Origin of the sequence: Thalassococcus sp. S3 (genome assembly GCF_004216475.1) — a bacterium.
Taxonomy (GTDB): Bacteria; Pseudomonadota; Alphaproteobacteria; order Rhodobacterales; family Rhodobacteraceae.
The window spans coordinates 2,986,454-3,011,175 of sequence record NZ_CP022303.1 but is presented as its reverse complement, the minus strand read 5'-3'; the positions used below and the strand labels follow the sequence as shown (position 1 = coordinate 3,011,175).

Below are 24,722 nucleotides of genomic sequence, written 5' to 3'. Positions count from 1 at the left end.
ATGGGGCTGTTCGTCTGGGTCGGGATCACGCTTTTCACCGGGACAGATAGTTTTGAATGGCGCTTTCGATCCCGGTATCGGAAATCTCTTTGAACCAACGGATAAATCTTTCCGCAAAGAGCGCGTTGTTGGCAAGATCACCGTAAAACTGCTGCATCTCTATCCAGCGGATCGGATCGGTCATCGCGGCCCGGGCCTGGGTTTGGAGCATCGTCCAGTTGGGATCATTCGCCGCGATCACCGAGCCGTCGTCGCGATGCCCCTGACAATATCGCGCCCAGATGGCTGATACCAATGCAAGCCCGTCAACGGACATGTCGCGCGCAAGCCCGTCTCGGATAGAGGGCACGATGAAGCCCGGATGACGACTTGACCCGTCAAAGGCAACCCGGCGCGTCGTGTCGCCGATGGCCGCATTGCGAAAACGACGCTCGATCAGGTCAAAGTATTGCTGCGCCGTAGAGGACGGCACCGATGGCACGTGGGGTGCGATCTCTTGCAGAACGACCTTTCTCAACAGGGCGCCGATGAGCGGGTGATCCATCGCCCCGTCAATGGTCTTGATCCCGAGCAGATCGCCCGCATTCGCGATGACCTGATGGCCGCCGTTGAGAATACGGATCTTCTGCAATTCGTAGTCATGCACCCGATCTGACAGTGTCACCCCGACTCGCGCCAAGTCCGGGCGCCCCGCGCAAAAGGTGTCCTCGATCACCCATTGGCGAAAATCCTCATGGGTTACGGGTGCAGCATCCTCGATGCCGAGGTCGCGGGCGAGGGCGATCTCGGCAGCGCTTGTCGCGGGAACGATGCAATCCACCATTGAATTTGGGAAGCTGCAGGAGGCATCGATCCAGTCCGCCAGATCCGGGTCGGTCAGACGGGCGAGTGTCACGACGGCGCGGCGCAAGATCGCGCCGTTGCCCTGCAGGTTGTCGCAACTCATCCCTGTAAACGGACCGGCACCGCGCATCCTGCGCAACCGCAACGCCGCCACCATCGCGCCAAAGGCCGTTCGCGGCGCGTCGGGATGTTCGATGTCGTGAAGCACATCGGGATGGCTGGCATCAAAGCCGCCCGTCGCGGGGTCGGTGAAGTATCCGCCTTCGGTGATGGTCAGCGAGACAATGCGGGTTCCCGGATCGGCCATCTGCGCGATCAGCGCTTGGTTTCCGCTTTCGACCGGCAAAAACCCGATCATGGAGCCACAGATTTCGGCGGTACGCCCGGTGGGTGCCAACTCGATCAGCGTCGTCAGGCAATCCTGTTGCAGAAGACGTGTGCGCTGATCGGCGTCGCCAGCCCGGATGCCAGCGCCCAGGATGGCCCAGTCCTGTGCCAGCCCCTGCTGCATGAGACGGTGGATGTACCAGGCCTGATGCGCCCGGTGAAAATTGCCCAGACCGATATGCACGATGCCGGGGCTGAGGACTGCGCGGTCGTAGGACAGTCCCAGGACATGATCTGGCAGATGTCCAAGTGTGGCGTCGCGCAGCGGTAGGGGCACCTTGGGAGAGGGGCGCGCATCACACATCAGCTCATCCATTGGCCGCCATCGACATTGTAGCATTGCGCAACGATGTACTCCGCCTCGTCGCTCGCCAGGAAAACGGCCATCCCGGTGAGGTCTTCCGCCCGGCCCATCCGGCCATAGGGGACGGCTGCGCCGACTTCGGCCTTCTTCTGACCCGGCGCCTTGTTTTCATACTTGGCAAAAAACGCATCCACCCCGTCCCAATGCGCACCATCGACGACGCCCGGGGCAATGGCGTTGACCCGGATCCCGTAGCGGATCAAATCAAGCCCTGCGGACTGGGTGAGGCTGATGACGGCCGCCTTGGTGGCGCAATAGACCGCGACGAGAGGCTCGCCCCTTCGCCCGGCCTGAGAGGCCATGTTTATGATGCGCCCCCGAATGCCACGGTCGATCATATGCCGCGCAACGGCCTGAAGCGGGAAAAGCGTTCCGGCGACATTCACCTCGAAGACACGCGCATAATCCGCCCGTTGGATCTCGACGATAGGTGCGGCGGTAAAGAGGGCCGCGTTATTGATCAGAACGTCGATCTGACCATGCGCCTCGATCGTCCGCTCAACAGCCGCCTCTATGCTTTGCTGCCGTGTCACGTCCATCTTCACGGCCATGGCGCCGGCCCCAAGACGGTCGGCGGCCTCGTGCGCCAGATCCCCGTTTATGTCGGCCAGCGCAACGCGCGCACCTTCTTGCAGATAGGCTTTGGCAAAGGCGAGCCCGATGCCGCGCCCCGCGCCCGTGATCAATGCGGATTTCCCGGCCAAGCGTGTCATGAGATGCGCAAACCTTCCGTGTCGAAGCGATGGATCATATCTTCGCGCGGGCTGAGGTGAATGCGGTCGCCATGGCGAAAGCCGACCTCGCCATCGGCGCGCACGGTGATCGTGTCGGCAAGACCCGTCTGTGCCACATGGAAATAGGTATCCGACCCCAGATGCTCGGATACGCTGACCACGCCAGACCAAGGGCCCTCTTGTTCAGAGACACCGATATGCTCCGGACGAATGCCGATTATGTGCGCCTTACGCTTGTCGGCTTCGGGGCCTGCGATGAAGTTCATCGTGGGGGATCCGATAAAGCCAGCAACGAATTGATTGCGCGGAGCACGATAGAGTTCCAGAGGGCTGCCCACCTGTTCGATATGACCCGCGCGCAGAACCACGATCTTGTCGGCCATCGTCATCGCCTCGACCTGATCGTGCGTGACGTAGATCATGGTGGTCTTCAGCCGCTCATGCAGTTCTGAGATCTCAAGACGCATGCCCACGCGCAAAGCGGCGTCCAGGTTCGACAGCGGCTCGTCAAAAAGAAACGCCGCGGGTTCGCGGACGATGGCGCGCCCGATGGCCACCCGCTGCCGCTGCCCGCCCGACAATTGACCCGGGCGCCGGTCGAGGTAGTCGGTCAGGTTCAGAACCGCCGCCGCCTGTTCGATGCGGCGCGTTTGTTCGGCCTTGTCCAGTTTCGCCATCCTCAGAGGAAAGGCGATGTTCTTGCGCACCGACATATGAGGGTAGAGCGCATAGGACTGAAACACCATCGCCAGCCTGCGTTTGGCGGGCGGGACGTTTGTTGCATCCTGGCCGTCAATCTCGATCCGTCCCCCGGTCACGTCCTCAAGCCCGGCAATCAGACGAAGAAGGGTCGATTTCCCACATCCCGAAGGCCCGACGAACACCGTGAATTCACCGTCTTCGATCGTCAGGTCGAGGGGCGGTATCACCTCGGCCTGGCCGAAGCTTTTGCTGACCTTATCAAGTCGGATGCGTCCCATACTCTTCCCTTACTTTACGGCGCCGAATGTCAGACCGCGGACAAGTTGTTTCTGGCTGAACCAGCCCAGGATCAGGATCGGCGCGATGGCCATGGTGCTTGCCGCGCTGAGCTTGGCGAAAAAGAGACCTTCCGGACTGGAATAGCTGGCGATGAAAGCCGTGAGTGGTGCCGCATTCGCTGCGGTCAGGTTCAAAGTCCAGAAGGCCTCGTTCCAGGCAAGGATAATGCTCAGCAGAACCGTCGAGGTGATGCCCGGCACGGCCATCGGTGTGAGGACATAGAGGATTTCCTCTTTCAGCGTCGCACCATCCATGCGCGCCGCTTCAAGGATTTCGCCGGGGATTTCCTTGAAGTAGGTGTAAAGCATCCAGACGATGATCGGCAGATTGATCAACATCAGAATAAGCGTGAGGCCGATCCGGGTGTCCAGCAGCCCAAGCTGGATGAAGATCAGATAGATGGGATAGAGCACACCCACAGCCGGCAGCATCTTTGTCGACAACATCCAAAGCAGGATGTCCTTGGTGCGCTTGGAGGGGACGAAGGCCATGGACCAGGCCGCGGGGATCGCGATGATAACGCCCAGCACCGTGGAGCCTCCGGCGATGATCACCGAATTCCAGAGAAACCGCATGTAGTCAGAGCGCGCCTGCACGATCGCGTAGTTCTCCAGGGTCCAGTCAAAGAAGAAAAAAACAGGTGGGTCACTGATTGCCTGGGCTTCGGTCTTGAAGCTGGTCAGAATGGTCCAGAGGATCGGAAAGAAGATCAGCAGCCCGATTGTCCAGGCGAGGACCGTGTTGAGCAGCTTGCGTCTTGTGCTGATCGCGCGTGACATCTCGGCTCCTCAGCTGTCCAGGTTCTTGCCGACGATGCGCATCAGAAAGAGCGCCACAATATTGGCCAGGATGATTGCATAGACACCGCCCGCAGAGCCCAGACCGACATTCTGGCTTTCCAGGACGCGTTGGTAGATCAGGTAGGTGAGGGTGCGTGTTCCAAAGGATCCCTGCGTGGTCACGAAGATCTCGGCGAAGATCGCCAGGAGGAAGATCGTCTGGATCAGGATCACCACGGTGATCGCGCGCGACAGGTGCGGCAAGACAATGAACCAAAAGCGCTGCAGCGCGGGCGCGCCGTCCATTTCGGCGGCTTCAAGCTGTTCGCTGTCCAGTGACTGCACGGCGGTCAGCAGGATGAGTGTTGCAAAGGGCAGCCATTGCCAGCTTACGATCAGGATGATGGATTGGAGCGAGGCCTGGCTCAGCCATTCGACCGGCACCAGTCCCACGGCTTCCCAGGTATGGGCAAGAAGCCCGTTCACCGGATCCATGAACATGTTCTTCCAGACCAGCGCCGAGACGGTAGGCATTACGAAAAACGGGGCGATGACCAGAACACGCACAATGCCCTGACCCCAGATCGGCTGGTCGAGAAGGAGGGCCAGCAGAACCCCGAAGACGATGGTGATGACAAGCACCCCGCCGACGATCATCAACGTCGCCTGCACGCTGGGCCAAAAGGCGCTCGAACTCAGGAAGCGGGCGTAGTTGTCCCAACCGGCCCAGCCGAGATCGCCACCACGAAGGGGCAGGTATCGACGAAAGGAAAACCAAAGCGTCATGGTCAGCGGGACCAGCATCCAGCCCAAAAGCAGGATCACGGCTGGCGCCATCATCAGTCGCGCCGCGGATCTTGAATGCTGGGTCGCCATGACGGGGTTCCTCAACGGGCCGATATCGACGGGGCAGGAAAGGTGAGGGTGGAGAGGGGCCGCGGTTCAGCCGCCCCTCCCCAATGATAGGGGCCGTTCAGTAACCTGCGGCTTCCATGGCATCGACGGTCAAGGCCTGCGCCTTGGCCAGTGCCTCTTCAGCGGTTTGCTGCCCGGCCAGCGCGGCCGAGAATTCCTGGCCGACTTCGGTGGCGATGCCTGCAAATTCCGGGATCGCCGCGAACTGAACGCCGACATAGGGCACCGGATCGACCGTCGGATTGGTGGGATCCGCGGACAAGATGCTCTCAAGGGTCATCTGCGCGAACGGAATGTCCTTGTAGTTGGGGTTCTCGTAAAGCGAGGTCCGTGCGCCGGGCGGCACATTGGCCCACCCCTCCTTGGAGGCGACAAGCTCGATATATTCCTTCGACGTGGCCCATTCTATGAAGGCCTTCGCCGCATCTTCGTTGTCGGTGCCCGCTGGAATGGCCAGCGCCCAAGCCCAAAGCCAGTTGCCTCGTTTGCCAAGCCCCGTGTCCGGAGCGAGGGCAAAACCGACCTGGTCGGCGACCGAGGAATCCGCCGGGTTCGTCACGAACGAGGCCGCCACGGTGGCGTCAATCCACATGCCGCATTTTCCCTGCTGGAAAAGCGATAGGTTCTCGTTGAACCCGTTCGTGGACGCGCCCGGAGGTCCGGCATCCGCCATCAGGTCCAGATAGAAGGTCAGTGTTTCCTTCCATTGCGGGCTGTCGAACTGGGGACGCCAGTCCTCGTCGAACCAGCGTGCGCCGAAGGCGTTCGAGGTTGCGGTGAGGAACGCCATGTTCTCGCCCCAGCCCGCCTTGCCGCGCAGGCAGATGCCGTAGATTTCGTTGTCCTTGTCGGTCATCTGGCGTGCGGCGTCGGCGACGAAGTCCCATGTCGGGGCATCCGGCATGTCCAGGCCGGCCTGTTCCATCAGGTCCGTGCGATACATGATCATCGAGCTTTCGCCGTAGAACGGTGCTGCGTAAAGCGTGCCCTCATAAGACAGGCCGCCGCGCATCGCGGGCAGGATATCGTCAACATCGTATTCCGCGGGCATGTCATCCAGCGGCACAAGCCAGCCGTTTTGCCCCCAGATCGGCGTTTCGTACATGCCGATCGTCATCACGTCGAAGGCACCGCCCTTCGTCGTGATATCCGTCGTCACCCTTTGGCGGAGCACGTTCTCTTCAAGGGTCACCCATTCGACCTGGTGTCCCGTCTTTTCGGTAAAGTCGTCGGTGAGACCCTGCATGCGGATCATGTCGCCATTGTTCACCGTCGCGATCGTAATGGTTTCGGCCGAAGCGACACTCGCCCCGACAAGCGATATCGCCGTCGCCGCCCGGAGTGCGTTTAATACGTACATCCGACTCCTCCCTGTGTTTGGATGCTACGGCGAAACGCTACCCAGTGTATCTGCAGAGTGTCAATTTAAATTTTTACGCGCGAAAAGTTTTGGGAGACTCAGGCCGAATCCCGCATGATCAGTTGTCCTTCGAACAATCGCGTCTCACGGGTACTTTCTGACCTTTCGTCTTCCACCGCGCGAAACAACAGATCCACCGCATGCCGGGAGATCGCTTCGTAGTCCTGCGCGATGGTTGTCAGCGGCGGACAGGTAAACCGCGCGAACGGATGATCGTCCTGCCCGGCGACGCGAATGGCACTGTCCTCGTCGCGCCCGACGCGCAATCGCATCTCGTAGCAGGCCGTCAGAAACCCGATCGCCAGACGGTCATTGCTGCACAGCACCGTGTTCGTCGCGAACTGCTTTGTCTCAAGGGCCTTGCGCCCTTCGCGGCGACCGATTTCCTCGAAATCCCAGCCCTGGCCCGATGCCTGGACGATCTGCGGCTCGTGCCCCAGACGCTCCATCGCCGCGACATAGCCTTCACGCCGCTTGTTGGCATTCGGGTTTGACGGTTTTTTCATCTCAAAGAAGCAGGGCGGCGCGCCGGTCCGGCAAAGATAATCCACGATCAGCATGGAGAATTGCGGATTGTCCGAACCGACAAAGGCCAGTCCCAGGCCGGGAAGATTGCTGTCGAAAAGAACGGTTGGAACGTCCTCGCAGAATTTCGCCACCGCGGCCCGGTCAGAAGCCCGTCCAAGGGGGGCCAGGAGAACACCCGCAGGTTTCAGGGATCGCAGGCTGTCAAGTATCTCGATCTCCAGCTCGGGTTGACCATGCGCGCTGTAGAGGGTGGGGCGGTAACCGCAGGCGATACAACGTTGTTCGATCTTGCGCGCGATTTCGGCGAAAAACGGGTCTGCGAGGTAGGGCACGACGATGCCGACATTCTTGGTCAGCTTGCGGTTTTGATTGATGGCGAAGATGTTGGGTCTGTATTCGTGTTGCTTCAGCGCCGCTTCGATCTTGCTTCTGGTCGATTGGCGTACGCTGTCGGGATCGTTGAAATACTTGGATACGGTCGGACGGGAAATGCCACTTACGGCGGCGAACTCTTCCATGTTGCGGATCTTGCGTTTCGTCATGTTGTATCCGTAAACTAACTCACTCCGAAAACCCGGGTGGTGCATCGCACCGTTGCCGTTTTCCGAAAGTTTCACACTTTCTTGGCGCGCGCAAACATTCTGCATGCGACATCAAAATGCCCTACGCAAAGCTGTCGTTTGAACGGATGTTGCCTGCACCGTGCCAAGATCGCGCCAGGGACTTCGGTCGCGCTGTGGCAAGAAGAATGTCGCGTGTTGGATGTCAGTGGAAATTTATGGGCGACCTTGGGCTACCAGTAAGCGCCACCGCGGTCAATGAGTTCAGGGCAGTACCGTCCAACTTGCTTCGTCTAACGCCACCGTCCGGCTGCCTCCACAGAAATCACTGCAATGTCCGGATCCGAGCGACTGCCAATCCGATACGCGACCAGGCCCGTGGCTTGTGTTTCCGTTTGGGTCCGATGACTCGTTCCAGCAAGCTGGCGAAGACGGTTTCCAGAACCCTCCACGGACACTGAGTGCCGAACGAAATCTGGCGGCGCTACGAACGGTATCGGAAATGTCCAAGCGATAGCAGCGCTGCGATAGGGATCATCAAATGTACCCGTACCCTCTGCCGCTATGGAGCCCAGATCAATTTTATGCCAACATTTCAAAGTGCCATCAGAATATTTTTCATATTTTCCATCAATATCACTCCCTGTTTCGACAATATATGATGTAAGGTTTTCACCCCTTTCAGCAAAAGTTGAGACATCACCTCCTGACCAGAAGCAGTCACTTGAAATATCGATATTTGCAAAATTCGGTTGATCGAGTTGGCTTACAATCACTGGTGTTCCAAAAAAACTGCAGCTCGCAGCGCGTGCCAATCGAACGTTTCCGGACGCTGAGCTGAATACAGATGCAGTGGTGCCGTTTGTGGGGCCTTTTGCGACAACATTGGACAATGAGAAATGGCTTGCGTTGTTTGCACTTATGATGCTGCCGTTTTGTACTGCTGCCCAGGTAAGAATTTGAACTCCGCTAAGAAATATATTTGTTCTAGGCGAGGTATCGCTGTCTGTTATTCTAACTACATCACCGCCAACATTAATAAACGCGCCGCCTGAGACTGATAGACCTTGAACGTTTCCTGGACCAGCGGCGATCTCCACAGCTGTCAGGTTATTAGTGAAAAATCCACCGCTCGAAAAAACTTCGGATATGAATACTCCCGAAGCTGCGGTCGCATCAAGCTTAAGGTTTGTATTCAGGAAGCGATCAGCCGCCCCTCCATCATCAAGCCATGCTTCTCCGATACGTATTCCTGAGCAGGCAGCGTCTGCTCTTAATGGGCGCACCAAAACATCAATCAGATTTCTTCCGAAATAAACCCAGTCATCCAAAAGAGTGCCATCCGAAACCTCAATAAGAAGACCCGCTTCATATTGGTATCCGTTGCCGGAACTTGATGACCATGAGCCCTTTGAAATTCGGGTTGTGAAGCCTTTCTCAACGCTGTCGTCAGAATAAACCCAGAACGTTTGTTTAATGATTGCCTCTTGCCTCTGTGTAAAAGTATTTGTCGCAACGTTCCCACAGTTATCGATTGTGGTGTTCCGGGCGCCTTCCAGCAGGATGCTCGGTGCCCCTCCTCGGAAAGAGACGTTCTCAAATGTCATGCCGGTTGTTACTGTGCATCGTATAGATGCCTGAAGTTCGATGGCTAAATCATCGTAAACACTTTGAATAATCATATTGCGAAGTAGGCAGTTACTCGGTCCTAGGGTGCCTGGTATTTCCGGTGAGCTGCTCGCAAACCAAATCCCTGCATTTGCGTTTGGGCCCTGGTTGAATAACAGTCTTGTATTTCGAACTCCTATGAGCCGTGTTCTATTGGATGAGAAAACGAGCGGATTAGATACCAAATACGTATCTTCAGAAAAATTAACTGTTCGGGAAAACCCCGCCGCATTTTGGATGGCGGGGGCCATGTTGGTCGTTCCAGGGGTGTTGTTGAATGCCCAATGATCCGGATATACATCGCCTATCGGTGACCAGTTGTCCCCTCCACCGGTCTGTAGAGCTGTTCCAGCTGGATCTCTAACAAAGCTAAGAACCAAGGGAGACTGTATGACAGTGATAACATCGACACTGATTGGTATACTAGCGCTCTCAGCGTCTGATCTTGTTCGAAAGGTAAGTTGCATAAGAAACCTATGATGAAAATTGGGAAACGGCATTTCGACTTATTGTCTCACCGCTGCCCCATAGCTTAAATGCTCGTGCAAAAATTACGTAGGTTTTATTCCGATAGGCTGATTTTGCAGATTTATGGGTCAGTCTTTCTCGATGAACTTCAGCCTTTTGGGCGGACACGAGTGATGTAGACAGTAACATGGAAATCCCGGGATCGTGAAAGGTTCGGTCCTCACTGAATATGCCTGCAGTGCAATCAACATGAGAGGAAAGACTGCGCTCGGCGACGACGTGGTCAGATATGGGGAGTGCAGCACCTTCACTTATCCTTGCGACAAGGGCGTGGCGCACAGTTTGAATGTGGCCCTGGGTGAGTTGAACGTTGCGATCATGGCGCTGCCAGAGGAAGCGCGGTGCAAGCATAACGGGCCGGGAGACGGTCGGCGCAGGAGACGGTCGCCGGATTTTCTGTGAGATTCGCAATTCCGGCGAGAACTGCGGGACACCCAGCTGCTAACTTATTGATTTATAATAGCGCAAAAGAAGAGGTTGCGGGACAGGTCGTCATTGATTTTATTGGATTTTTAGGAGGTTTGGTGGGCGACCCTGGAATCGAACCAGGCGTGCGTCTCCGCGAGGGAGTTACAGTCCCCTGCCACACCTTGCGGCCTGTCGCCCACGCGCCCAAGTGCATTGCACCGGGCGTGAACGCGTGATTACAAGCGCGTCTGAGGGGCGTCAACAGGAAAAGTCCTGTGCCAACGCGCCATGCAAGACCGATGGTTTTCGGGGGATAAAATGAAAAAACCCAGATGGGTTATCGAAAAGGAACAAGCCCGCAAGGCCGCCGCGTCAGAGACTGTTTGGCTCTTTGGTCTTCATGCTGTTCGGGATGCGCTGCTGAACCCCAGGCGAGAAAAGCTGCGCCTCATGGTCACGCGAAATGCCGCGGCCAAGCTGGAGGATGCGATCGCGTCCTCGGGTCTGGTGCCCGAGGTGGTCGATCCGCGGAAGTTTAGCGCCCCTCTTGATCCCGCTTCGGTTCATCAAGGCGCGGCGATGGAGGTCAAGCCGCTTGACTGGGGACCGCTAGAGGACGTGGCCGTCGGTGCTGAGACGCCGCGCCTGCTCTTGCTCGACCGGGTGAGCGATCCGCATAACGTGGGCGCCATCCTTCGTTCGGCAGAAGTTCTGGGCGCGTCGGCGGTGATTGGCACGCGTCATCATTCCGCGCCCGAAACCGGGGCTCTGGCCAAGGCGGCAAGCGGCGCTTTGGAGCGGCAGCCGTATCTGAGGGTGCGCAACCTCTCCGACACGATCGTGTCACTGCAGAATATGGGCTACATCGTTCTGGGTCTGGACGGGGACGCCGAAGAGACCATCGAGGCGACGCTCAAGGATCAGTCCACGCGTCCGGTCGCTCTGGTGCTCGGGTCCGAAGGGCCGGGGCTGCGCGAAAAGACCAAGCTGACCTGCGATGCCCTGGTTCGCATTGACGCGGCTCGCGGCTTTGGATCGCTCAACGTCTCAAATGCGGCGGCGATTGCGCTATATGCATCCAAGACAACAGAGGCAGGGGGCTGACATCGGATATCCCACGAAAATCGCGACATGTTGTTATTGCGGTACACGGGCGGCGCTGGTTCTGAACGGACGGGACCGGCACGAATTGTCCTGTTCCGCCTGCGGTGCGCCGCTTCATGATCTGAAACGATTGCGCAAGGACAAGCATGGTGAGCGTGACCTGGTGGCTGCTAGCCGGGCGCGCAAGCAGGCCCCCGTGTATCGGGAGGTGCCGCGCAAACCGCCGAAGCCGAAAAAGCGCAAGCGGCGGAAAAGCATACTGAAGAAAGTCTTTGAAGAGGCCTTTGACGTGATCGAGGACATTCTGGACTAACGGGCGCGGTCACCGGCTCTCACATCTGCGTCACCGCTCTGGCCTGGAATCGGGGGCTCTGCGATTGTGCCCTTGTTCTATGCTGTCTTGGAGTCGTCCATGTTGCACCGCCGCCAGCTTCTTGCCGGGCTGACCACCTCTTTCGCGTTCGGGTTCGCTTTGCCTGCGCAGGCGGAACAATCGTGGTTTTTTATCCGCAACGGCGACGTCATCAACGGCTATGATCCGGTCTCTTACTTCGTTGACGGCAAGCCCGTGCGCGGGCGCCCGGAATTGAAGCTGAAATGGAAGCGTGGAATGTGGTCATTTGCCTCCGCCTCCAATCGCGCCGCGTTCGAGGCCAACCCAAAGGCCTATGCACCGCAATACGGCGGTTATTGCGCTTACGCGGTCTCGCGCGGGTACACGGCCAAGACCGAGCCGGATGCGTGGCGCATCGTGGACGGCAAGCTTTATCTCAATTTCAACACCCGCGTCCGCGCCTTGTGGGAGCGTGACGTGCCTGGCAATATCGCCAAGGCCAACGCGCATTGGCCGTCCGTTCTTTATGGCTGATCGGCGAAAAGTCGCCGATCTACATAAAACGTACTTCACGAGCCTTTTACTGCCTCTTTTGAAGCCGCGTGCGGTGCCTATCTCTTAGTCATGACCGCGGGACCGGAACTCTCGCGGGTCACTTCACTGTCCCTCGTTCCGTGACTTGCGCTCAGGACCAAGGTTCTGAGCGCTTTTTTCTTTTACGCACGCGCGATACTGTCGCCCCATGACGTATTCCGATGCTTTTCTGAAAGACATTTTAACCAACACCAAGACAATTGCCGTTGTCGGCGTGTCGATGAACCCGGTCCGGCCGAGCTATTACGTGGCGCGGTACCTGTCGCTGAAGGGTTTCACGGTTTTGCCGGTCAATCCGGGCCATGCGGGCAAGATGCTGTTTGGACAGCCGGTTGTCGCGGAACTGGCCGAAATCAATCGCGATGTGGATATGGTGGACATCTTCCGCAGATCCGAGGCCGTGCCGCCGATTGTGGATGACGCGCTTGAGGTTTTTCCCAAGTTGAAAACGATTTGGATGCAGATAGGCGTGCAACACAGCGAAGCGGCAGCAAGGGCCGAAGCGCGCGGGGTCGACGTCATCCAGAACAGATGTCCGAAAATCGAATATCAGCGGCTCTTTGGTGAATTGCGCATGGGCGGGTTTGCAACAGGCGTAATCTCTTCAAAACTTTGATCTTTTGCTGTCTCGCTGAACGGTGCGCAGCAAATGGAACGTTCCATCAAACATCGTTTTCCCCGGCAATCGGGGCAGGGAACACTGTTCATGACGCGCTTTGAGCAGGACGTCACAGCGGAAGCCTTTCTTGTCAGATCCGAAAAGCGATGTTTTTCTTGACCGCTCTGTTCTCTGCAACCCCACAGTCGCAACCCGATGCGCTATCGGTTGCCGGTTGGGACGGGTACGTACCTCGCGAATAAGGCATCCTTTCTCGTATGCATTGTTTTGAGGGGAATGACGAAGATGAAGATACTTCATGCATTTGCAATCCTGACATCTGCCTTGGCATTGTCGGCATGCAGCAGCAGTTCAAGCAGTTCCGGCCCAGGATACGGCGCCCTTACCCCCGACAGCAATCTGGTGACGCTCCGGTCCGATGGTTCGATACCGGATCAGGGTTTTTCAGGATCCGGCACGAGTACGGAAGGGGGTATCCTTGTTACCGAAAACGGCGTGACGAGCGGGTTCAGCTACCAGACGGGCCGGATCGCCGGCACGACACGGTATCTTGGTGTTGCCGGGATCGCTCCGGACACCCAGGTCGGTCCGGCACCAACGGCAGCAACGGCAACTTACACGGGGGACTACCAGCTTAGCCATGTCACCGCTGCCCTGGCTGACAATCAAAAAGGCCGGATCACGCTGAATGCCGATTTCAATGCCGGAACATTGACCGGTCAATCGGGCGGTCTGGACGTTGCGGGCACCATCAACGGCTCATCTGTCGGCGGAACCGCCTCTTATGGCGGCGTGACGGGCAATATGCAGGGTCTTATCGGGCGTGACCGGACAGTGACGGCCTTTGCGGGGCACTCGCAGAACAACGGTGTGCTGGTGGGCGGGATCATCGCTGACGCGCCATAAGTCTTGCGGATCGGGGTGAAGGTTCGGCTTGGCCTGCTGACGGGTCTTTGTATTGCATTCTTGGGTGTCCCGGGCAGCCCATTGCGCGCGTCCGACGCGCCCGGTTTTGACGCCAGGCTGGTGGATCTGGTCGCGACCGGGCAGGTGGCCGAGGCCCAAGCGCTTCTCGAAGAGACCAATCCTTCCCCGGAGGACCGCGCCTTTCTCCGCGGACGGGTTCTGAAGGCAAACGGACAATTCGAAGCCGCGATTGCGGTGTTCCGTTCGATCCTTCAGCGCGTGCCCACATATATCAACGCGCGTCGGGAACTGGCGCATACTCTTCTTCTGCACGGTGATTTTCGCGCGGCCTCCCACCACTTTCGCGCCTTGTTGCAGGTAGATCCCGACCCGCGGATGCGGCAGAGCTACCACATCTTCCTGTCTGAAATTGACCGCGAACAGCCCCTTGGCATTGCCGGGCACTTCGCGATGCTTCCATCGACCAACATCAATCGCGGCACGATGAACACGGTATTCGATCCGGGAAATCCGAACATCCCGCCATCCCGGATTACCAGCCGCGCGGCGTCGGGTGTTGGATTGCTTCTGGGGCTTTCTGGATATCTGCGCCATCCGCTGTCGCGGACGGATCGCCTTGTCTTTGATTGGTCCGTTACGGGACGCGGCTATGAAGATGCGATCCACAATTCCGCGACCTTGTCCCTTGGCGCGCGGTATCAAAGGCGGGCCGTTCAATACCAGTGGTTCGTCGGGCCCTATGCGCGCAAGACATGGCGGGAGGATGACGACGACAATTCCGCGATCGGCCTTCAGGCTGGTCTGGATCGCAGGATCGGGGCCCGCACAAGTGTCTTTGTGCAAACGAGCTATGAGGAAAGAACCTATCCCGACGCAGCGCCGCTCGATGGGCCGTTTTTTTCCGGAAGCGGTGGGGTTGCGTTTTCCCCCCGGCCTGACCTGACCTTCGTCGGTGGTGTGCGCCTGGATGAAAGCCGACCCAATGCCCTGCATCAGAACTATACCAGCGGGGCGGTCTTTGGCCGCGTTATCAAGCAGTGGCCCGGAGGACTGACAACCGGCATGAGCTTCGAGATCGGAACGCGCGACTACAAGGATACCTTTCCTTTGACGAGCCGGACGCGCGGCGACGAGTTTCTTCGCATTGATGCGTCGTTTCAGAACGCCAACCTGGATTGGCGCGGCTTCACGCCCGTGCTGACCTGCTCGCACACGGTAAACCGCTCGAATATCGCGTTTTTCGACTACGATGTCAGTGAATGTCAGATCGGCCTGACCCGGAATTTCTGACCTATTCAGAGCGCGCGGCTTTTTCCGACAGTCCGGATGTTCCCTGCCGCGCCGCAAGTTCGTCCAGGACATCGGAGAGCGACACATCCCGGGCGGCAAGCATCACAAGCAGATGATAGATCACGTCCGCGGCTTCGGATCTCAGGCGGTCGCGGTCGCCCTTGACCGCTTCGATGATGGCCTCAACGGCCTCCTCACCGAACTTCTCGGCGCATTTTTCGGGCCCTTTGGCAAGTAGTTTGGCGGTCCAGCTTGATTGCGGATCCGCCGATTTGCGCGCTTCGATGGTGTTGAAAAGCTCTTCCAGCGTCATGTGAGCCTCATGGGAATACCGGCAGCTGCCATATGCGCCTTTGCCTCGGCGATGGTGAAATCGCCGAAATGAAAGATCGACGCGGCGAGGACCGCGCTGGCCCCACCTTTCGTGACGCCCTCGACCAGGTGATCGAGCGTTCCGACACCGCCGGACGCGATGACCGGGATATCGACGGCGTCTGAAATGGCGCGGGTCAGGGGCAGATTGAACCCTGCGCGGGTGCCGTCCCGATCCATCGAGGTCAAAAGGATCTCACCAGCGCCTTTCGCGGCCACAGTGCGGGCGAATTCCACAGCGTCGATGCCGGTGGGTCTGCGCCCGCCATGCGTGAAGATTTCCCATTTTCCGGGGCTGACCGTCTTGGCGTCGATGGCGACGACGATGCACTGGCTGCCGAACTGGTCCGCCGCTTCGGCAACGACGCCCGGGCGCGCCACGGCGGCAGAGTTGAACGAGACCTTGTCCGCGCCCGCGAGCAGAAGATCGCGCACATCCTCGCGGCTTCGCACACCCCCACCCACGGTCAGGGGGATATAGCATTGTTCGGCGGTGCGTTGCACCACATCGAACATCGTGCCGCGGTTTTCATGGGTGGCGTGGATGTCGAGAAAGCAAAGCTCATCCGCGCCCGCCGCGTCATAGGCGCGGGCGGCATCGACAGGATCGCCGGCATCGACAAGATCGACAAAGTTCACGCCCTTGACGACGCGCCCGTCGGCCACGTCCAGGCAAGGGATGATGCGGGTCTTGAGCATGGCAACTCCTCTTTCGCCGCCCTCCTAGCGGCAAAGCCGCGCCGATGCCAGAGATGTGATTGGCAAGGGCGTCAATGCTGTGGCGATTTGCCGATGACATCATCAAGTGAGGACTTTGAAATGAAATCTCTTTTTGTCGCGGGCATGGTCACGCTGGCCAGTACATTTACCGCCGCGGCAGGCGAATTGACCAAGATTGAAACCAGCAAAAGCGTCGGCGAGGCCATTGATGCCTTGGAGGCCGCCGTGGGCAATGCCGGCGGCACGGTCTTTGCGCGGGTTGATCACGGGGCAGGGGCCGCCAGCGTCGAGATGGAGCTGTCGGACGCGCAGCTTCTGATTTTCGGCAATCCCAAGCTGGGCACACCGGCCATGCAGGCGGACCCGCTCGCCGGACTTTACCTGCCGCTGAAGGTGCTGGCTTACGAAGACGGGACCGGTCAGGTCTGGCTGGTCTACGAGGATCCGGCAGATATGCTCTCTGCTCTCGAAATCCCGGGGGATGCCGAGGTCATTTCCCGCATGCAGGGCGCGCTCGGCAATCTGACAGAGGCGGCTGCCAACTGATCTGCGTCAAGCAGGTCGAGCCCGGGACGCGTCGACACGGCCCACCCGCGCCAGCGCGTCCCGGACTATGAAAATATGAAATGGCATGATCGTTGCCAGATACGCCCGCCCGCCCAGATTGTGAGGCCGCACCCATGTCGCGACCGACACGCGGCTGCCATCGGCATAGACAGACACCTGGAAGTTGAGGTGTTTGTCATCAAAGCCTGCGATCACCTCGTTCGAGGTTTCGGTTTCGACCGGGAAAAGCCCGATCTTGTCCGGTACATCCGGGCTGTCACCGCGCAGCCCGAAAGGCGCGACCAACAGGTTGCGAAGCTGGACGAGGCTTTGGGCCCATCCGGGAAAATCGGTGACAATCTCCGCCGCGTCCCGGGCGCCAAGTGCGGCCTCGGTCGCGAAACAGTCCAGGAAATCGCCGGTTTCGAAGCGCTGATGCAAAAGGCTGTCGGCAGGAAGGGGGGCACGCGAGATCTTGGAAAGGGTCATAGGGTGACATCCGCTTGAATAGAGCGGCCTTCGCCGCGTCGCACGTGTCAGCTAAGCCCACGGCCGGCGGTCCCGCAACGCGGCATCTCAGCGCTGGGAAAGGATGTGACATGCACAATCCGAAAACGAGAAGGGTGGGGAGGATGTTACCTTCTTGAGCAACCGGTCGGGACCTGCGCAACATCGCATGACGAACAGATCAGCGCGCCGGAGGAAGGAGACGCAAGGATCCATCGCTAAATACCCCGGGCCAGATGCGCTGCGTCACTTGAGAGCCGTCAGCGCCTCTTTCAGATCGATGGCACCGTCATAAAGCGCTCGGCCTGAAATGGCGCCGTTCAACTCCGCTCCGCAATCACGCAAAGCCAGCAGATCCGAGAGAGAGGAGACGCCGCCAGAAGCAATCACGGGGATGGACACGCTTCGGGCCAGAGCGGCGGTTGCTTCGATGTTCGGCCCCTGCATTGCGCCATCCCGGTTGATATCGGTGTAGATGATGGCGGCGACGCCGGCATCTTCAAAAGACTTGGCGAGATCCGTCACCATCACGTCCGTTTCCTCGGCCCAGCCCTTGGTGGCGACACGTCCGTTGCGGGCGTCGATGCCGACAGCGACCTGGCCGGGGAAGGCACGCGCGGCATCACGGACCAGGTCGGGGTTTTCGACGGCAACCGTTCCCAGGATGACCCGAGCGATCCCTTTGCTGATCCATGTCTCGATCGTGGACATATCGCGGATGCCACCGCCAAGCTGGGCGGGAACCGGACAGGCGTCCAGGATCGCGTCGACCGCATCGCCGTTGACCGGTTTGCCCTCGAAAGCGCCGTTGAGATCGACCAGGTGCAACCAGTCGCACCCGGCATCGACAAACGCCCGGGCCTGTGCCGCCGGATCGTCGTTAAAGACCGTTGCTTCGGTCATTTCTCCGCGCAAAAGGCGCACGGCCTGTCCGTCCTTCAGGTCAATCGCGGGATAAAGGATCATTCTGGGTGCCTTTCGTCAGTCGCGCGCCTGTCTGACACCAGCGGCCCCGGAATGCAACGCGACCCCAAGTCAAGCTTGCCCCACCACACGCGATCGGTCACCGTTATGCGAAAACGGGAGGACAAGATGATAAAACTGATGATCGCTGCGGTGGCGGCTTTGGGATGGGTCGGAACCGCGGTGGCCGATCCGGTGCTGGGCACCTGGAAGACGCAGCCCGACGACGGCTCTTACGCGCATATCCAGATGACACAATGCGGGGCGGCGGTGTGCGGTGTGATCGCGCGCACCTTCGACGGGTCCGGCGAATACAAATCACCCAATATCGGAAAGACGCTGGTCATCGATATGATGCCCAAGGGCGGCGGCGCTTACGAGGGCAAGGTCTGGCGGCCCTCCAACAACAAAATCTATATCGGTAAGATGAGCCTGAACGGAAATACGCTTGCCCTGCGGGGCTGCGTGGCCGGCGGACTGATCTGCTCAAAGCAAACCTGGAACCGGGTGAACTGACATAGCTTGGGCGCCATCCCCTCACACGGGATGGCGCAAGACGGGAACTGGGCGACGCTGATCTCCCCCGAGCCGAGGCATGTCGGGAGAGGCCTTAAGCATCGATGATCTGGTGTCAGCTTAGGTCGGGGAAGATCAGCAGACCTGCCGCAGCCGTGATCATCCCGGCCAGCATCGCGCCCACAATGCTGCCGGACACAAGCATGATGAGAATGGCGACAATCACCGCTGCGAGATTTTCCAGGCCGCCGGTCATGATTTGGGACGCCACGAGCGCCGAGATCACCGAGGCGGCCACCCCTTCAAGAAACCGTTCGCTTTTCGGTGTCGGGCTCACACGCGACATCAGCAGAGCGCCAGCGCATCGGGTGACAAAGACTGTGACAGCCATCACGACCAGCGCAAGGGTGAAGGAGCTGTCACTCATGCGGCCTCCAGATCGCCAGGGCGCCCCCGGCGACGGCGGCCAGCATGATGTTCCAGCCGGTCGGCAATATCGGCTGCGTGATCACCGAAATCAGCATCGCGATCATCGCCGGCAACAGCAGACCAGAGGAGGCGCGCAGCATTCTCACCATGGTCGCGGCGAAAAAACAGACCATGATGGCACCAAAGCCAAATGCGCTTGTATCGCCCAGATGCGTTCCCCCGAAGGCGCCCATTGCGGTGCTCAGACCCCAGACCAGCCAAAGCATCAGTCCCCCGCCCACAAACCGGCCCAGATCGGTGCTCCCGTCGCGCAGCGCTGGATGGGCATCGGCAAAGTTGGCGTCGCTCAACAGGACAAGCGCCGCGGCACGTTTGAACACCGGAAGCCGGTTGATCCAGCCCGACAAAGCGGCGCCCATGACCACATGCCGCGCGCTCAAGGTCAGCGTGACCAGAAACAAAGACAGAAAGGCCACCTGATCCCCCAGAAGGTCGAGGGCCGCGAATTGCGCGGTGGCGGTGAAGACCAGCAGGCTCATCACCGTTGCCTGGACAGGTCCAAGACCGTGTTCGACGGCCGCCGCGCCGAAGGCGACACCAAAAGGCGCGACAAACAGGCTGACGAGAAAAAGGCGGCGCATACCATGAAGGATACCGGCCCCGGACAACGTGATGTCGTTTGCAGGCGAAGCGATATCGCGATTTCTAACCATTAATAAGGTTAGATGACAGATGTGCCTTCTCGTCAACCGTTATAGTGGTTAGAATGAGGAATGACCTACTCCACCGGACACCCCATCAAGCTGGTTGGCGGACGACTTGCGCTTGATTTCGTCAATACGGCCGATTGGACGTCGGATGGGCAAGTTTGCCACGAAAAGATCGCGACAACCGCCGATCTTGAGGCCTGGCTAAAGGCGCTTGAGATCCCGGTGCGACCGGTTGCATGCGATGTCGACACGCTGTTGGCCTTCCGGGCCGAGATGCGTGACCTTCTGTTGGGGCAGGGTGATGCAACGGTTCTGAATGCGGTGCGGGACATCCGGATCGCGGACGATTTTCGCCACCCGAAAGGCGGTGCAAACCAGCCGCTTATCCCGTTGTTGGCGGTGTCTGCTCTGTCCATCCTGATGGATGACCGAGAGTGGCGCAGGCTGAAAATATGCCCCGGGGAAAGATGCGGATGGCTTTTTATCGACGAGACAAAGAATGCACGTCGAACATGGTGCAGCATGCAGACATGCGGCAATCGGGCAAAAGCCGCGCGCCACTACGCCCGATCCAAAGCGGTGAGAGATCAAAGCGGTCTTACATCGCGCGGTGACTCCTCGACCCTGAGGCAGGACTAGCGGGGCAGTCGTGCCTTTTCCTGCTCGCGCTCACAAGCGGGTCCTTGCAGAGGTTTACGGGGTGGAACGGGCCCGCAGCTATGGGGTCCAGCGCAGGAAATTCGCGATCAGCCGCAATCCGGTTGCCTGGCTCTTTTCAGGGTGAAACTGCATGCCGATCATCGTGTCCCGACCGATAACTGCCGTGACCTCTCCGCCATATTCGACATGGGCCAGCCGGTCGGAAGGGTCTGAGACGTGCATGTGGTAGGAGTGTACGAAATAGGCGTGATCACCGCTCTGGACGCCGTCGAACACAGGATGATTTGCGTTGATGTCCAGATCGTTCCAGCCCATATGCGGCACTTTGAGCGCGGCATCGCTGGGGTTGATCCGCACGACCTCCCCGCCGATCCAGTTCAAACCGTCGGTGTCCTGATATTCCCGTCCGATGCGGGCCATCAATTGCATGCCAACGCAGATCCCCAGAAAGGGGCGCCCCTTGTCTTCCACCGCGTGGCGCAGGGCGTCGTAGAGACCGCTGCGCCCCCGCAGGGCTGCCGCGCAGGCCGGAAAGGCGCCGTCGCCGGGCAGCACCACGCGGTCCGCGCGCGCGACGACGTCCGCCTCCGAGGTCACCACAACCTCGCCGGCCTCCACTTCGCCTGCCATGCGTTGAAACGCCTTTTCAGCGGAATGAAGATTTCCGCTTTCATAGTCGATAATCGCGGTCAGCATGGGTTTAAAGCGCGCCCTTCGTTGACGGGATCGCATCGCCCTTGCGGGGATCAGGCTCTGCTGCGTCGCGCAACGCGCGCGCCACGGCTTTGAACGTCGCTTCGGCGATATGGTGACTGTTCACCCCGTGTATCTGATCAATATGAAGCGTGATGCCGCCATGGGTGCTGAGCGCCTGAAAAAACTCGCGCACAAGTTCGGTGTCGAAGGTTCCGATCTTCGGTGTCGGCAAGGTTACGTTCCAGATCAGGAACGGTCGGGCCGAAAGATCCAGTGCCGCGCGGACCAGCGCGTCATCCATCGGCAGGAGACACGCGCCGTATCGCCGGATGCCACGCTTGTCGCCCAATGCCTGAGCCAGTGCTTGTCCCAGCGCGATGCCGGTATCCTCGACTGTGTGATGGTCATCGATATGCAGGTCCCCCTGTGCGCGGACGGTCAGGTCGAACAGGGAATGGCGCGCAAGCTGATCCAGCATGTGATCGAAAAAACCGATCCCGGTCTGGTTGTCATATGTCCCGGTGCCGTCGAGCTGCAGCTCGACAGTGATGTCGGTCTCGGCGGTTTTGCGGGTGATCGTGCTTGTGCGCATGGCCGGCTTCCTTCAAAGAGCACCGCGCTTATAGGCGCGGGGCGCCGCTAGTCCAAGCGCTTTCAGATTTCTGCGGCAAACCCTTGGTCAAGCTGTGCTTTTTCGCGCGCGTCTGCTGTGGCGCCACGGCGCTTGCGTCGCGCGGCGTCGATCTGGGATTGCACCTGCCTTTGGCCCGTGACAGCTTGGCTTCATTCTCCGGAGGGTTCTTATGACAATCTGTGTCTTCATCCAGATCCGATGCAAACCCGGCACGACCTACAAGGTGGCCGAGCAGATCGCGTTGCTCGAGATCCACTCGGAACTCTACTCCACCAGCGGGGACTACGATCTGCTGATGAAACTCTACATTCCGAAGAACGAGGATGTGGGCAAATACATCAACGACCACCTCCTCGTTATACCGGATATCGAAAGATCGCTGACAACGATGACGTTCAAGGTCTTCTGACCTCAGGGATCTACCCGAGGTCAGCTGATTTTTGTCGGAACACTCCTAGAACGGGCTTTCTAGGCTTGGCGGGGCCGGGACTTCCGGGGGACGTTCGAAGATCTGGAAGAACTTCGCGAAATTCGCCAGCGGTGCGTTGCCGACGAAAAGAACGTCCCCGTTGCGAAGCTGGAACTCCCGCGCATTCAGACGATCTGTCGGATCCTTGTAATCTGCGCGAAAGATCACGTCGCCAAAGATCCGGTCGGTCTCGCCATTTGCACGGCGCAGCAGAAAGCTTTCCCCGGGCGGCTGGCGGCGGAAAAGATAGACGGCGCGCGCATTGGCGCGGGAATCCTGCAGACCGCCCGCGCGGGCGATGGCCTGCGCAAGGCTGAACTGACCTTCGACAAAGTTGAACTCACCCGCGCTGCCCACAGCGCCATCAGCTATGAACGTGGCATCGCCGCCACCGACAACAACGATATCGCCGGGTTGCAAAGGCACGTTCTGGCCTGGGTCGGCGATGATCCGATCAAGGCTTTGGCGACCGGTATTGCCACCGCGGATCAGGCTCACAATGGTATTTTCTGGCTTGCCGGCAGAGCCGCCACCCGCAGCCACCGCATCGAGTATCCGTTCGCCCCGTGGCGTCAAAGGATAAGTGCCACCCTGTGCCACGCTGCCTTGAACGGTGTAGTTGTCGCTTGCGCTGAGCGAGATGCTGACCGTCGCCTGTGGATCGATCGCGGTTTCGCGCAGGCGGTCCGTGATCACCCTCTGGGCCGAGACCACGCTTGACCCGGCCACGCGGATGTTCCCGACAAAGGGCACAGAGACCGAGCCGCCCGGCTGCACGGCGAAATCGCCAAGATCGAGAACATTGCTGTCAGCGACCGAGAACACGCCATCTTCGCTGGTCTGGAAGATCCGGACACTCACGATGTCTCCCGGTTTGATGGTTCCGGGCGTATAGGGGCGGGCCATGAAATGCGACAGTCCCGCATTCGGCGCCGGTTTGCCCAGCGCTTGCAACACGCTTGGTTGAAGCTGCAGGATCGGAACGTTGTCGGCGCGTGCATCCGACTGGATGCGAGAGGATGTCGGTCCGTCCGACGGCGTGCATGCGCCGAGGCCGATTACGGCCACGAGCGCGAAAGCTCGAAGTATCATCTGATATCCACCTGTCCAGCGTTCTATGGTTGGCGCGTCTGCTCTGACAAGAAGACTGCCAGCGCCGATGCGTCAACCGGCGCGCCGGCGATTAGCGCGTCCTGAGTCAGTTGGGTCACAACCGACGCGGGTTGATCGGCGGAATTCAGCGCATGGCCCATCTCATGCATGCCGATTGCGTTCAGAAGTCCGGGCGAAACAAGGATAAATCGGTCTCCGGGTTCGGCCCGTCCGATCGCGCTGTCCGGCGAAAGATTGATCGCGGCCCCCACGGCCCGGGTCACCATGTTGCGCAAAGCGGGGTCGACATGCGGTCGGGTGAGACGCGTCAACTCCCCTTGCCGCAGCAGAAAGGCCTGCGCGTCACCGGCCCAGAGAATGGCATAGCGTTGCGCTTGAACCAGCAGGACCACCGTGGATGCGGCAAAGGCATGCCCGCCGACCGATCCGCGAACCTGCAACATCGTGTTCATCGTGCCAAGCCGCCCTTTTGCATCGGCCAGAAGGTCGTTCATCGAAAAGGGGCTGGATATATCCTGCAGCAGCGGCACCACATCACGGATCGCGGCGCCGATTCCGGGCACATCGCCGATGCCACTGATCAGGCTAAAGACCTGGCAATCCGCGTTCACCGCCGTCTGGGTGCCCAGAACGGCATTTCGGGTGCCTTTCAATGACGCCTCTGCATAGTCGATCGCCAGCATCCTCGGACGCTCCGGCGCGGGCGTTGGGGCAGGAACAGGCGGCGGGGTTTCCTTCTCTGCGGGGGGCGCCGCTTTGGCAGATGCCTGCATGAACACGGCATGGAAATGCTCAGGTGCGGGAAGGCCCGTGATCTCCGTGTCGCCCGCCTGGCCATCCGCGGTCCACCACAGGGTCGGGCCATTGATGCGCGGCGCGTCTTCGGGCGGCAAGGGCCAGTCCGGAAGGGGCAGGGCATCAATGCGCTCGTCGAATTCAGGCAGGTTCACCCGGCTGGCCCCCAAGGTAGACAGAGCGAGGTCTTCCGCGGCGTCGAAGAAGTCCCTGAACCTCGCGATGTCGATCAGTTCAGGCCCCTTGGGCGGTAGGGCCGCGGCGATGATGAACGGAAAATAGCGACCGATCCGGTCCACGCTTGGCATCATCACGCCGATCACGGTGTGAGGCCCCGCGATCCCCGGCGGCAAGGCCAGCCGCCAGACCGGAGCTACCAGAAACGCATCGAGCCATCCGGTGCCAAGCGCGGACTGACTGGCTCGCATCGCGCCACGCAGCCATTGATCGAGCGTGTTCTCGACATTGCGGGGCAGACCGCGTGCCACGAAATCCCCGCGCTGCGGCATCTTGCCGAAATAGCCGCGCCAGATGTCGGTCTTCATCCTT

The 24,722-nt window shown here is 59.4% G+C and carries 28 protein-coding genes and 1 tRNA gene; 10 read left to right on the top strand and 19 right to left on the bottom strand.

The features are described 5' to 3' along the window. Positions 1 to 34: 34 nt before the first annotated feature. The 9 genes from CFI11_RS14885 to CFI11_RS24345 all read right to left on the bottom strand — a co-directional run bounded on the left by CFI11_RS14885 (position 35) and on the right by CFI11_RS24345 (position 10,373). The gene (locus tag CFI11_RS14885) at positions 35 to 1,534 is read right to left on the bottom strand and encodes a mannitol dehydrogenase family protein (protein ID WP_254448926.1); all 1,500 of its coding nucleotides are present in this window, start codon (positions 1,532 to 1,534) and stop codon (positions 35 to 37) included. Then, positions 1,534 to 2,307 (bottom strand): L-iditol 2-dehydrogenase, encoded by a 774-nt coding sequence (locus tag CFI11_RS14880; protein ID WP_130407291.1) that lies wholly within the window; start codon positions 2,305 to 2,307, stop codon positions 1,534 to 1,536. The genes CFI11_RS14885 and CFI11_RS14880 overlap by 1 nt, the downstream gene beginning before the upstream one ends. Continuing rightward, on the bottom strand, positions 2,304 to 3,308 hold the full coding sequence (locus CFI11_RS14875; RefSeq protein ID WP_130407289.1) for an ABC transporter ATP-binding protein: 1,005 nt from the start codon (positions 3,306 to 3,308) through the stop codon (positions 2,304 to 2,306). The genes CFI11_RS14880 and CFI11_RS14875 overlap by 4 nt, the downstream gene beginning before the upstream one ends. A 9-nt stretch (positions 3,309 to 3,317) precedes the next feature. Next, a complete protein-coding gene (locus CFI11_RS14870; protein ID WP_130407287.1) occupies positions 3,318 to 4,148 on the bottom strand; it encodes a carbohydrate ABC transporter permease in 831 nt (276 codons plus the stop codon). 9 nt (positions 4,149 to 4,157) lie between these two features. After that, entirely contained in the window at positions 4,158 to 5,024 is an 867-nt protein-coding gene (locus CFI11_RS14865; protein WP_130407286.1) for a carbohydrate ABC transporter permease, read from the bottom strand. A gap of 97 nt (positions 5,025 to 5,121) precedes the next feature. After that, the gene (locus CFI11_RS14860; protein WP_371687433.1) at positions 5,122 to 6,318 is read right to left on the bottom strand and encodes a sugar ABC transporter substrate-binding protein; all 1,197 of its coding nucleotides are present in this window, start codon (positions 6,316 to 6,318) and stop codon (positions 5,122 to 5,124) included. 203 nt (positions 6,319 to 6,521) lie between these two features. Next, positions 6,522 to 7,553 (bottom strand): LacI family DNA-binding transcriptional regulator, encoded by a 1,032-nt coding sequence (locus tag CFI11_RS14855; RefSeq protein WP_130407284.1) that lies wholly within the window; start codon positions 7,551 to 7,553, stop codon positions 6,522 to 6,524. Positions 7,554 to 7,864: 311 nt separating this feature from the next. Then, positions 7,865 to 9,490, bottom strand: coding sequence for a hypothetical protein (locus CFI11_RS14850; protein ID WP_130407283.1), 1,626 nt, complete (start codon positions 9,488 to 9,490; stop codon positions 7,865 to 7,867). Between the two features lie 799 nt (positions 9,491 to 10,289). Beyond that, a tRNA-Tyr gene (locus tag CFI11_RS24345) sits at positions 10,290 to 10,373 on the bottom strand. Positions 10,374 to 10,493: 120 nt separating this feature from the next. Between CFI11_RS24345 and rlmB the strand changes: the two genes are divergently transcribed. The 6 genes from rlmB to CFI11_RS14820 all read left to right on the top strand — a co-directional run bounded on the left by rlmB (position 10,494) and on the right by CFI11_RS14820 (position 15,043). Continuing rightward, positions 10,494 to 11,279, top strand: a complete 786-nt coding sequence (gene rlmB / locus CFI11_RS14845; RefSeq protein ID WP_130407281.1) for a 23S rRNA (guanosine(2251)-2'-O)-methyltransferase RlmB — start codon at positions 10,494 to 10,496, stop codon at positions 11,277 to 11,279. Continuing rightward, entirely contained in the window at positions 11,248 to 11,592 is a 345-nt protein-coding gene (locus tag CFI11_RS14840; protein ID WP_371687432.1) for a hypothetical protein, read from the top strand. The genes rlmB and CFI11_RS14840 overlap by 32 nt, the downstream gene beginning before the upstream one ends. Positions 11,593 to 11,691: 99 nt before the next feature. After that, on the top strand, positions 11,692 to 12,147 hold the full coding sequence (locus tag CFI11_RS14835; protein WP_130407279.1) for a YHS domain-containing (seleno)protein: 456 nt from the start codon (positions 11,692 to 11,694) through the stop codon (positions 12,145 to 12,147). 208 nt (positions 12,148 to 12,355) lie between these two features. Continuing rightward, positions 12,356 to 12,823: a CoA-binding protein gene (locus CFI11_RS14830; protein ID WP_130407277.1), complete on the top strand. Its 468-nt coding sequence runs from the start codon at positions 12,356 to 12,358 to the stop codon at positions 12,821 to 12,823. A 288-nt stretch (positions 12,824 to 13,111) separates the two neighbouring features. Continuing rightward, positions 13,112 to 13,732 (top strand): hypothetical protein, encoded by a 621-nt coding sequence (locus tag CFI11_RS14825; RefSeq protein ID WP_130407275.1) that lies wholly within the window; start codon positions 13,112 to 13,114, stop codon positions 13,730 to 13,732. A gap of 81 nt (positions 13,733 to 13,813) precedes the next feature. After that, a complete protein-coding gene (locus CFI11_RS14820) occupies positions 13,814 to 15,043 on the top strand; it encodes a surface lipoprotein assembly modifier (protein WP_217358701.1) in 1,230 nt (409 codons plus the stop codon). Position 15,044: 1 nt separating this feature from the next. Here the strand turns inward: CFI11_RS14820 and CFI11_RS14815 are convergent, their stop codons facing one another. Together CFI11_RS14815 and hisF are read right to left on the bottom strand one after the other, a co-directional pair. Further along, complete coding sequence (locus CFI11_RS14815; RefSeq protein ID WP_130407271.1) at positions 15,045 to 15,356, bottom strand: phosphoribosyl-ATP diphosphatase; 312 nt, start codon at positions 15,354 to 15,356, stop codon at positions 15,045 to 15,047. Beyond that, positions 15,353 to 16,114 (bottom strand): imidazole glycerol phosphate synthase subunit HisF, encoded by a 762-nt coding sequence (gene hisF, locus CFI11_RS14810; RefSeq protein ID WP_130407269.1) that lies wholly within the window; start codon positions 16,112 to 16,114, stop codon positions 15,353 to 15,355. The genes CFI11_RS14815 and hisF overlap by 4 nt, the downstream gene beginning before the upstream one ends. A gap of 120 nt (positions 16,115 to 16,234) precedes the next feature. Between hisF and CFI11_RS14805 the strand changes: the two genes are divergently transcribed. Next, positions 16,235 to 16,681, top strand: a complete 447-nt coding sequence (locus CFI11_RS14805) for a DUF302 domain-containing protein (RefSeq protein ID WP_130407267.1) — start codon at positions 16,235 to 16,237, stop codon at positions 16,679 to 16,681. 6 nt (positions 16,682 to 16,687) lie between these two features. On the opposite strand, the gene CFI11_RS14800 is transcribed toward CFI11_RS14805, so the two are convergent. Together CFI11_RS14800 and hisA are read right to left on the bottom strand one after the other, a co-directional pair. Then, positions 16,688 to 17,170, bottom strand: coding sequence for a DUF2867 domain-containing protein (locus CFI11_RS14800; protein WP_130407265.1), 483 nt, complete (start codon positions 17,168 to 17,170; stop codon positions 16,688 to 16,690). 264 nt (positions 17,171 to 17,434) lie between these two features. Continuing rightward, positions 17,435 to 18,154 carry a 1-(5-phosphoribosyl)-5-[(5-phosphoribosylamino)methylideneamino]imidazole-4-carboxamide isomerase gene (gene hisA, locus CFI11_RS14795; protein ID WP_130407263.1) on the bottom strand — a complete coding sequence of 240 codons (720 nt, stop codon included), beginning with the start codon at positions 18,152 to 18,154 and terminating at the stop codon, positions 17,435 to 17,437. 126 nt (positions 18,155 to 18,280) lie between these two features. On the opposite strand from hisA, the gene CFI11_RS14790 reads away from it, so the two are divergent. Further along, positions 18,281 to 18,667: a DUF2147 domain-containing protein gene (locus tag CFI11_RS14790; RefSeq protein ID WP_130407261.1), complete on the top strand. Its 387-nt coding sequence runs from the start codon at positions 18,281 to 18,283 to the stop codon at positions 18,665 to 18,667. A 115-nt stretch (positions 18,668 to 18,782) separates the two neighbouring features. On the opposite strand, the gene CFI11_RS14785 is transcribed toward CFI11_RS14790, so the two are convergent. Continuing rightward, positions 18,783 to 19,094: an AzlD domain-containing protein gene (locus CFI11_RS14785; RefSeq protein WP_130407259.1), complete on the bottom strand. Its 312-nt coding sequence runs from the start codon at positions 19,092 to 19,094 to the stop codon at positions 18,783 to 18,785. Then, complete coding sequence (locus tag CFI11_RS14780; protein WP_130407257.1) at positions 19,087 to 19,809, bottom strand: AzlC family ABC transporter permease; 723 nt, start codon at positions 19,807 to 19,809, stop codon at positions 19,087 to 19,089. Before CFI11_RS14780 ends, CFI11_RS14785 begins: the two co-directional genes overlap by 8 nt. A 60-nt stretch (positions 19,810 to 19,869) precedes the next feature. Between CFI11_RS14780 and CFI11_RS14775 the strand changes: the two genes are divergently transcribed. Next, complete coding sequence (locus tag CFI11_RS14775; RefSeq protein WP_130407255.1) at positions 19,870 to 20,445, top strand: CGNR zinc finger domain-containing protein; 576 nt, start codon at positions 19,870 to 19,872, stop codon at positions 20,443 to 20,445. Positions 20,446 to 20,523: 78 nt separating this feature from the next. Here CFI11_RS14775 and hisH read toward each other — a convergent pair whose 3' ends face one another. Then, positions 20,524 to 21,162: an imidazole glycerol phosphate synthase subunit HisH gene (hisH, locus tag CFI11_RS14770; RefSeq protein ID WP_130407253.1), complete on the bottom strand. Its 639-nt coding sequence runs from the start codon at positions 21,160 to 21,162 to the stop codon at positions 20,524 to 20,526. 4 nt (positions 21,163 to 21,166) lie between these two features. Beyond that, positions 21,167 to 21,754: an imidazoleglycerol-phosphate dehydratase HisB gene (gene hisB / locus CFI11_RS14765; protein ID WP_130407251.1), complete on the bottom strand. Its 588-nt coding sequence runs from the start codon at positions 21,752 to 21,754 to the stop codon at positions 21,167 to 21,169. A 211-nt stretch (positions 21,755 to 21,965) separates the two neighbouring features. Here hisB and CFI11_RS14760 point away from each other — a divergent pair, with 211 nt between their 5' ends. Continuing rightward, positions 21,966 to 22,205 carry an Lrp/AsnC family transcriptional regulator gene (locus CFI11_RS14760; RefSeq protein WP_130407249.1) on the top strand — a complete coding sequence of 80 codons (240 nt, stop codon included), beginning with the start codon at positions 21,966 to 21,968 and terminating at the stop codon, positions 22,203 to 22,205. A gap of 45 nt (positions 22,206 to 22,250) precedes the next feature. Here the strand turns inward: CFI11_RS14760 and CFI11_RS14755 are convergent, their stop codons facing one another. Then, a complete protein-coding gene (locus CFI11_RS14755) occupies positions 22,251 to 23,357 on the bottom strand; it encodes a polysaccharide biosynthesis/export family protein (protein ID WP_130407247.1) in 1,107 nt (368 codons plus the stop codon). A 23-nt stretch (positions 23,358 to 23,380) separates the two neighbouring features. Beyond that, positions 23,381 to 24,718 carry a type VI secretion system-associated protein TagF gene (tagF, locus tag CFI11_RS14750; protein WP_165390273.1) on the bottom strand — a complete coding sequence of 446 codons (1,338 nt, stop codon included), beginning with the start codon at positions 24,716 to 24,718 and terminating at the stop codon, positions 23,381 to 23,383. Positions 24,719 to 24,722: the final 4 nt, after the last annotated feature.

What these genes read in the sequence shown, in the direction of transcription:
- CFI11_RS14865 (WP_130407286.1), bottom strand. Translation starts at nt 5,024, where the DNA reads ATGGCGACCCAGCATTCAAGATCCGCGGCGCGACTGATGATGGCGCCA.
- hisA (WP_130407263.1), bottom strand. Translation starts at nt 18,154, where the DNA reads ATGATCCTTTATCCCGCGATTGACCTGAAGGACGGACAGGCCGTGCGC.
- CFI11_RS14760 (WP_130407249.1), top strand. Translation starts at nt 21,966, where the DNA reads ATGACAATCTGTGTCTTCATCCAGATCCGATGCAAACCCGGCACGACC.
- hisB (WP_130407251.1), bottom strand. Translation starts at nt 21,754, where the DNA reads ATGCGCACAAGCACGATCACCCGCAAAACCGCCGAGACCGACATCACT.
- CFI11_RS14780 (WP_130407257.1), bottom strand. Translation starts at nt 19,809, where the DNA reads ATGGTTAGAAATCGCGATATCGCTTCGCCTGCAAACGACATCACGTTG.
- CFI11_RS14785 (WP_130407259.1), bottom strand. Translation starts at nt 19,094, where the DNA reads ATGAGTGACAGCTCCTTCACCCTTGCGCTGGTCGTGATGGCTGTCACA.
- hisH (WP_130407253.1), bottom strand. Translation starts at nt 21,162, where the DNA reads ATGCTGACCGCGATTATCGACTATGAAAGCGGAAATCTTCATTCCGCT.
- CFI11_RS14855 (WP_130407284.1), bottom strand. Translation starts at nt 7,553, where the DNA reads ATGACGAAACGCAAGATCCGCAACATGGAAGAGTTCGCCGCCGTAAGT.
- hisF (WP_130407269.1), bottom strand. Translation starts at nt 16,114, where the DNA reads ATGCTCAAGACCCGCATCATCCCTTGCCTGGACGTGGCCGACGGGCGC.
- CFI11_RS14860 (WP_371687433.1), bottom strand. Translation starts at nt 6,318, where the DNA reads ATGATCCGCATGCAGGGTCTCACCGACGACTTTACCGAAAAGACGGGA.
- CFI11_RS14805 (WP_130407267.1), top strand. Translation starts at nt 16,235, where the DNA reads ATGAAATCTCTTTTTGTCGCGGGCATGGTCACGCTGGCCAGTACATTT.
- CFI11_RS14825 (WP_130407275.1), top strand. Translation starts at nt 13,112, where the DNA reads ATGAAGATACTTCATGCATTTGCAATCCTGACATCTGCCTTGGCATTG.
- CFI11_RS14875 (WP_130407289.1), bottom strand. Translation starts at nt 3,308, where the DNA reads ATGGGACGCATCCGACTTGATAAGGTCAGCAAAAGCTTCGGCCAGGCC.
- tagF (WP_165390273.1), bottom strand. Translation starts at nt 24,718, where the DNA reads ATGAAGACCGACATCTGGCGCGGCTATTTCGGCAAGATGCCGCAGCGC.
- CFI11_RS14800 (WP_130407265.1), bottom strand. Translation starts at nt 17,170, where the DNA reads ATGACCCTTTCCAAGATCTCGCGTGCCCCCCTTCCTGCCGACAGCCTT.
- CFI11_RS14815 (WP_130407271.1), bottom strand. Translation starts at nt 15,356, where the DNA reads ATGACGCTGGAAGAGCTTTTCAACACCATCGAAGCGCGCAAATCGGCG.
- CFI11_RS14850 (WP_130407283.1), bottom strand. Translation starts at nt 9,490, where the DNA reads ATGGCCCCCGCCATCCAAAATGCGGCGGGGTTTTCCCGAACAGTTAAT.
- rlmB (WP_130407281.1), top strand. Translation starts at nt 10,494, where the DNA reads ATGAAAAAACCCAGATGGGTTATCGAAAAGGAACAAGCCCGCAAGGCC.
- CFI11_RS14835 (WP_130407279.1), top strand. Translation starts at nt 11,692, where the DNA reads ATGTTGCACCGCCGCCAGCTTCTTGCCGGGCTGACCACCTCTTTCGCG.
- CFI11_RS14775 (WP_130407255.1), top strand. Translation starts at nt 19,870, where the DNA reads ATGACCTACTCCACCGGACACCCCATCAAGCTGGTTGGCGGACGACTT.
- CFI11_RS14870 (WP_130407287.1), bottom strand. Translation starts at nt 4,148, where the DNA reads ATGTCACGCGCGATCAGCACAAGACGCAAGCTGCTCAACACGGTCCTC.
- CFI11_RS14755 (WP_130407247.1), bottom strand. Translation starts at nt 23,357, where the DNA reads ATGATACTTCGAGCTTTCGCGCTCGTGGCCGTAATCGGCCTCGGCGCA.
- CFI11_RS14840 (WP_371687432.1), top strand. Translation starts at nt 11,248, where the DNA reads ATGCATCCAAGACAACAGAGGCAGGGGGCTGACATCGGATATCCCACG.
- CFI11_RS14790 (WP_130407261.1), top strand. Translation starts at nt 18,281, where the DNA reads ATGATAAAACTGATGATCGCTGCGGTGGCGGCTTTGGGATGGGTCGGA.
- CFI11_RS14885 (WP_254448926.1), bottom strand. Translation starts at nt 1,534, where the DNA reads ATGTGTGATGCGCGCCCCTCTCCCAAGGTGCCCCTACCGCTGCGCGAC.
- CFI11_RS14880 (WP_130407291.1), bottom strand. Translation starts at nt 2,307, where the DNA reads ATGACACGCTTGGCCGGGAAATCCGCATTGATCACGGGCGCGGGGCGC.
- CFI11_RS14830 (WP_130407277.1), top strand. Translation starts at nt 12,356, where the DNA reads ATGACGTATTCCGATGCTTTTCTGAAAGACATTTTAACCAACACCAAG.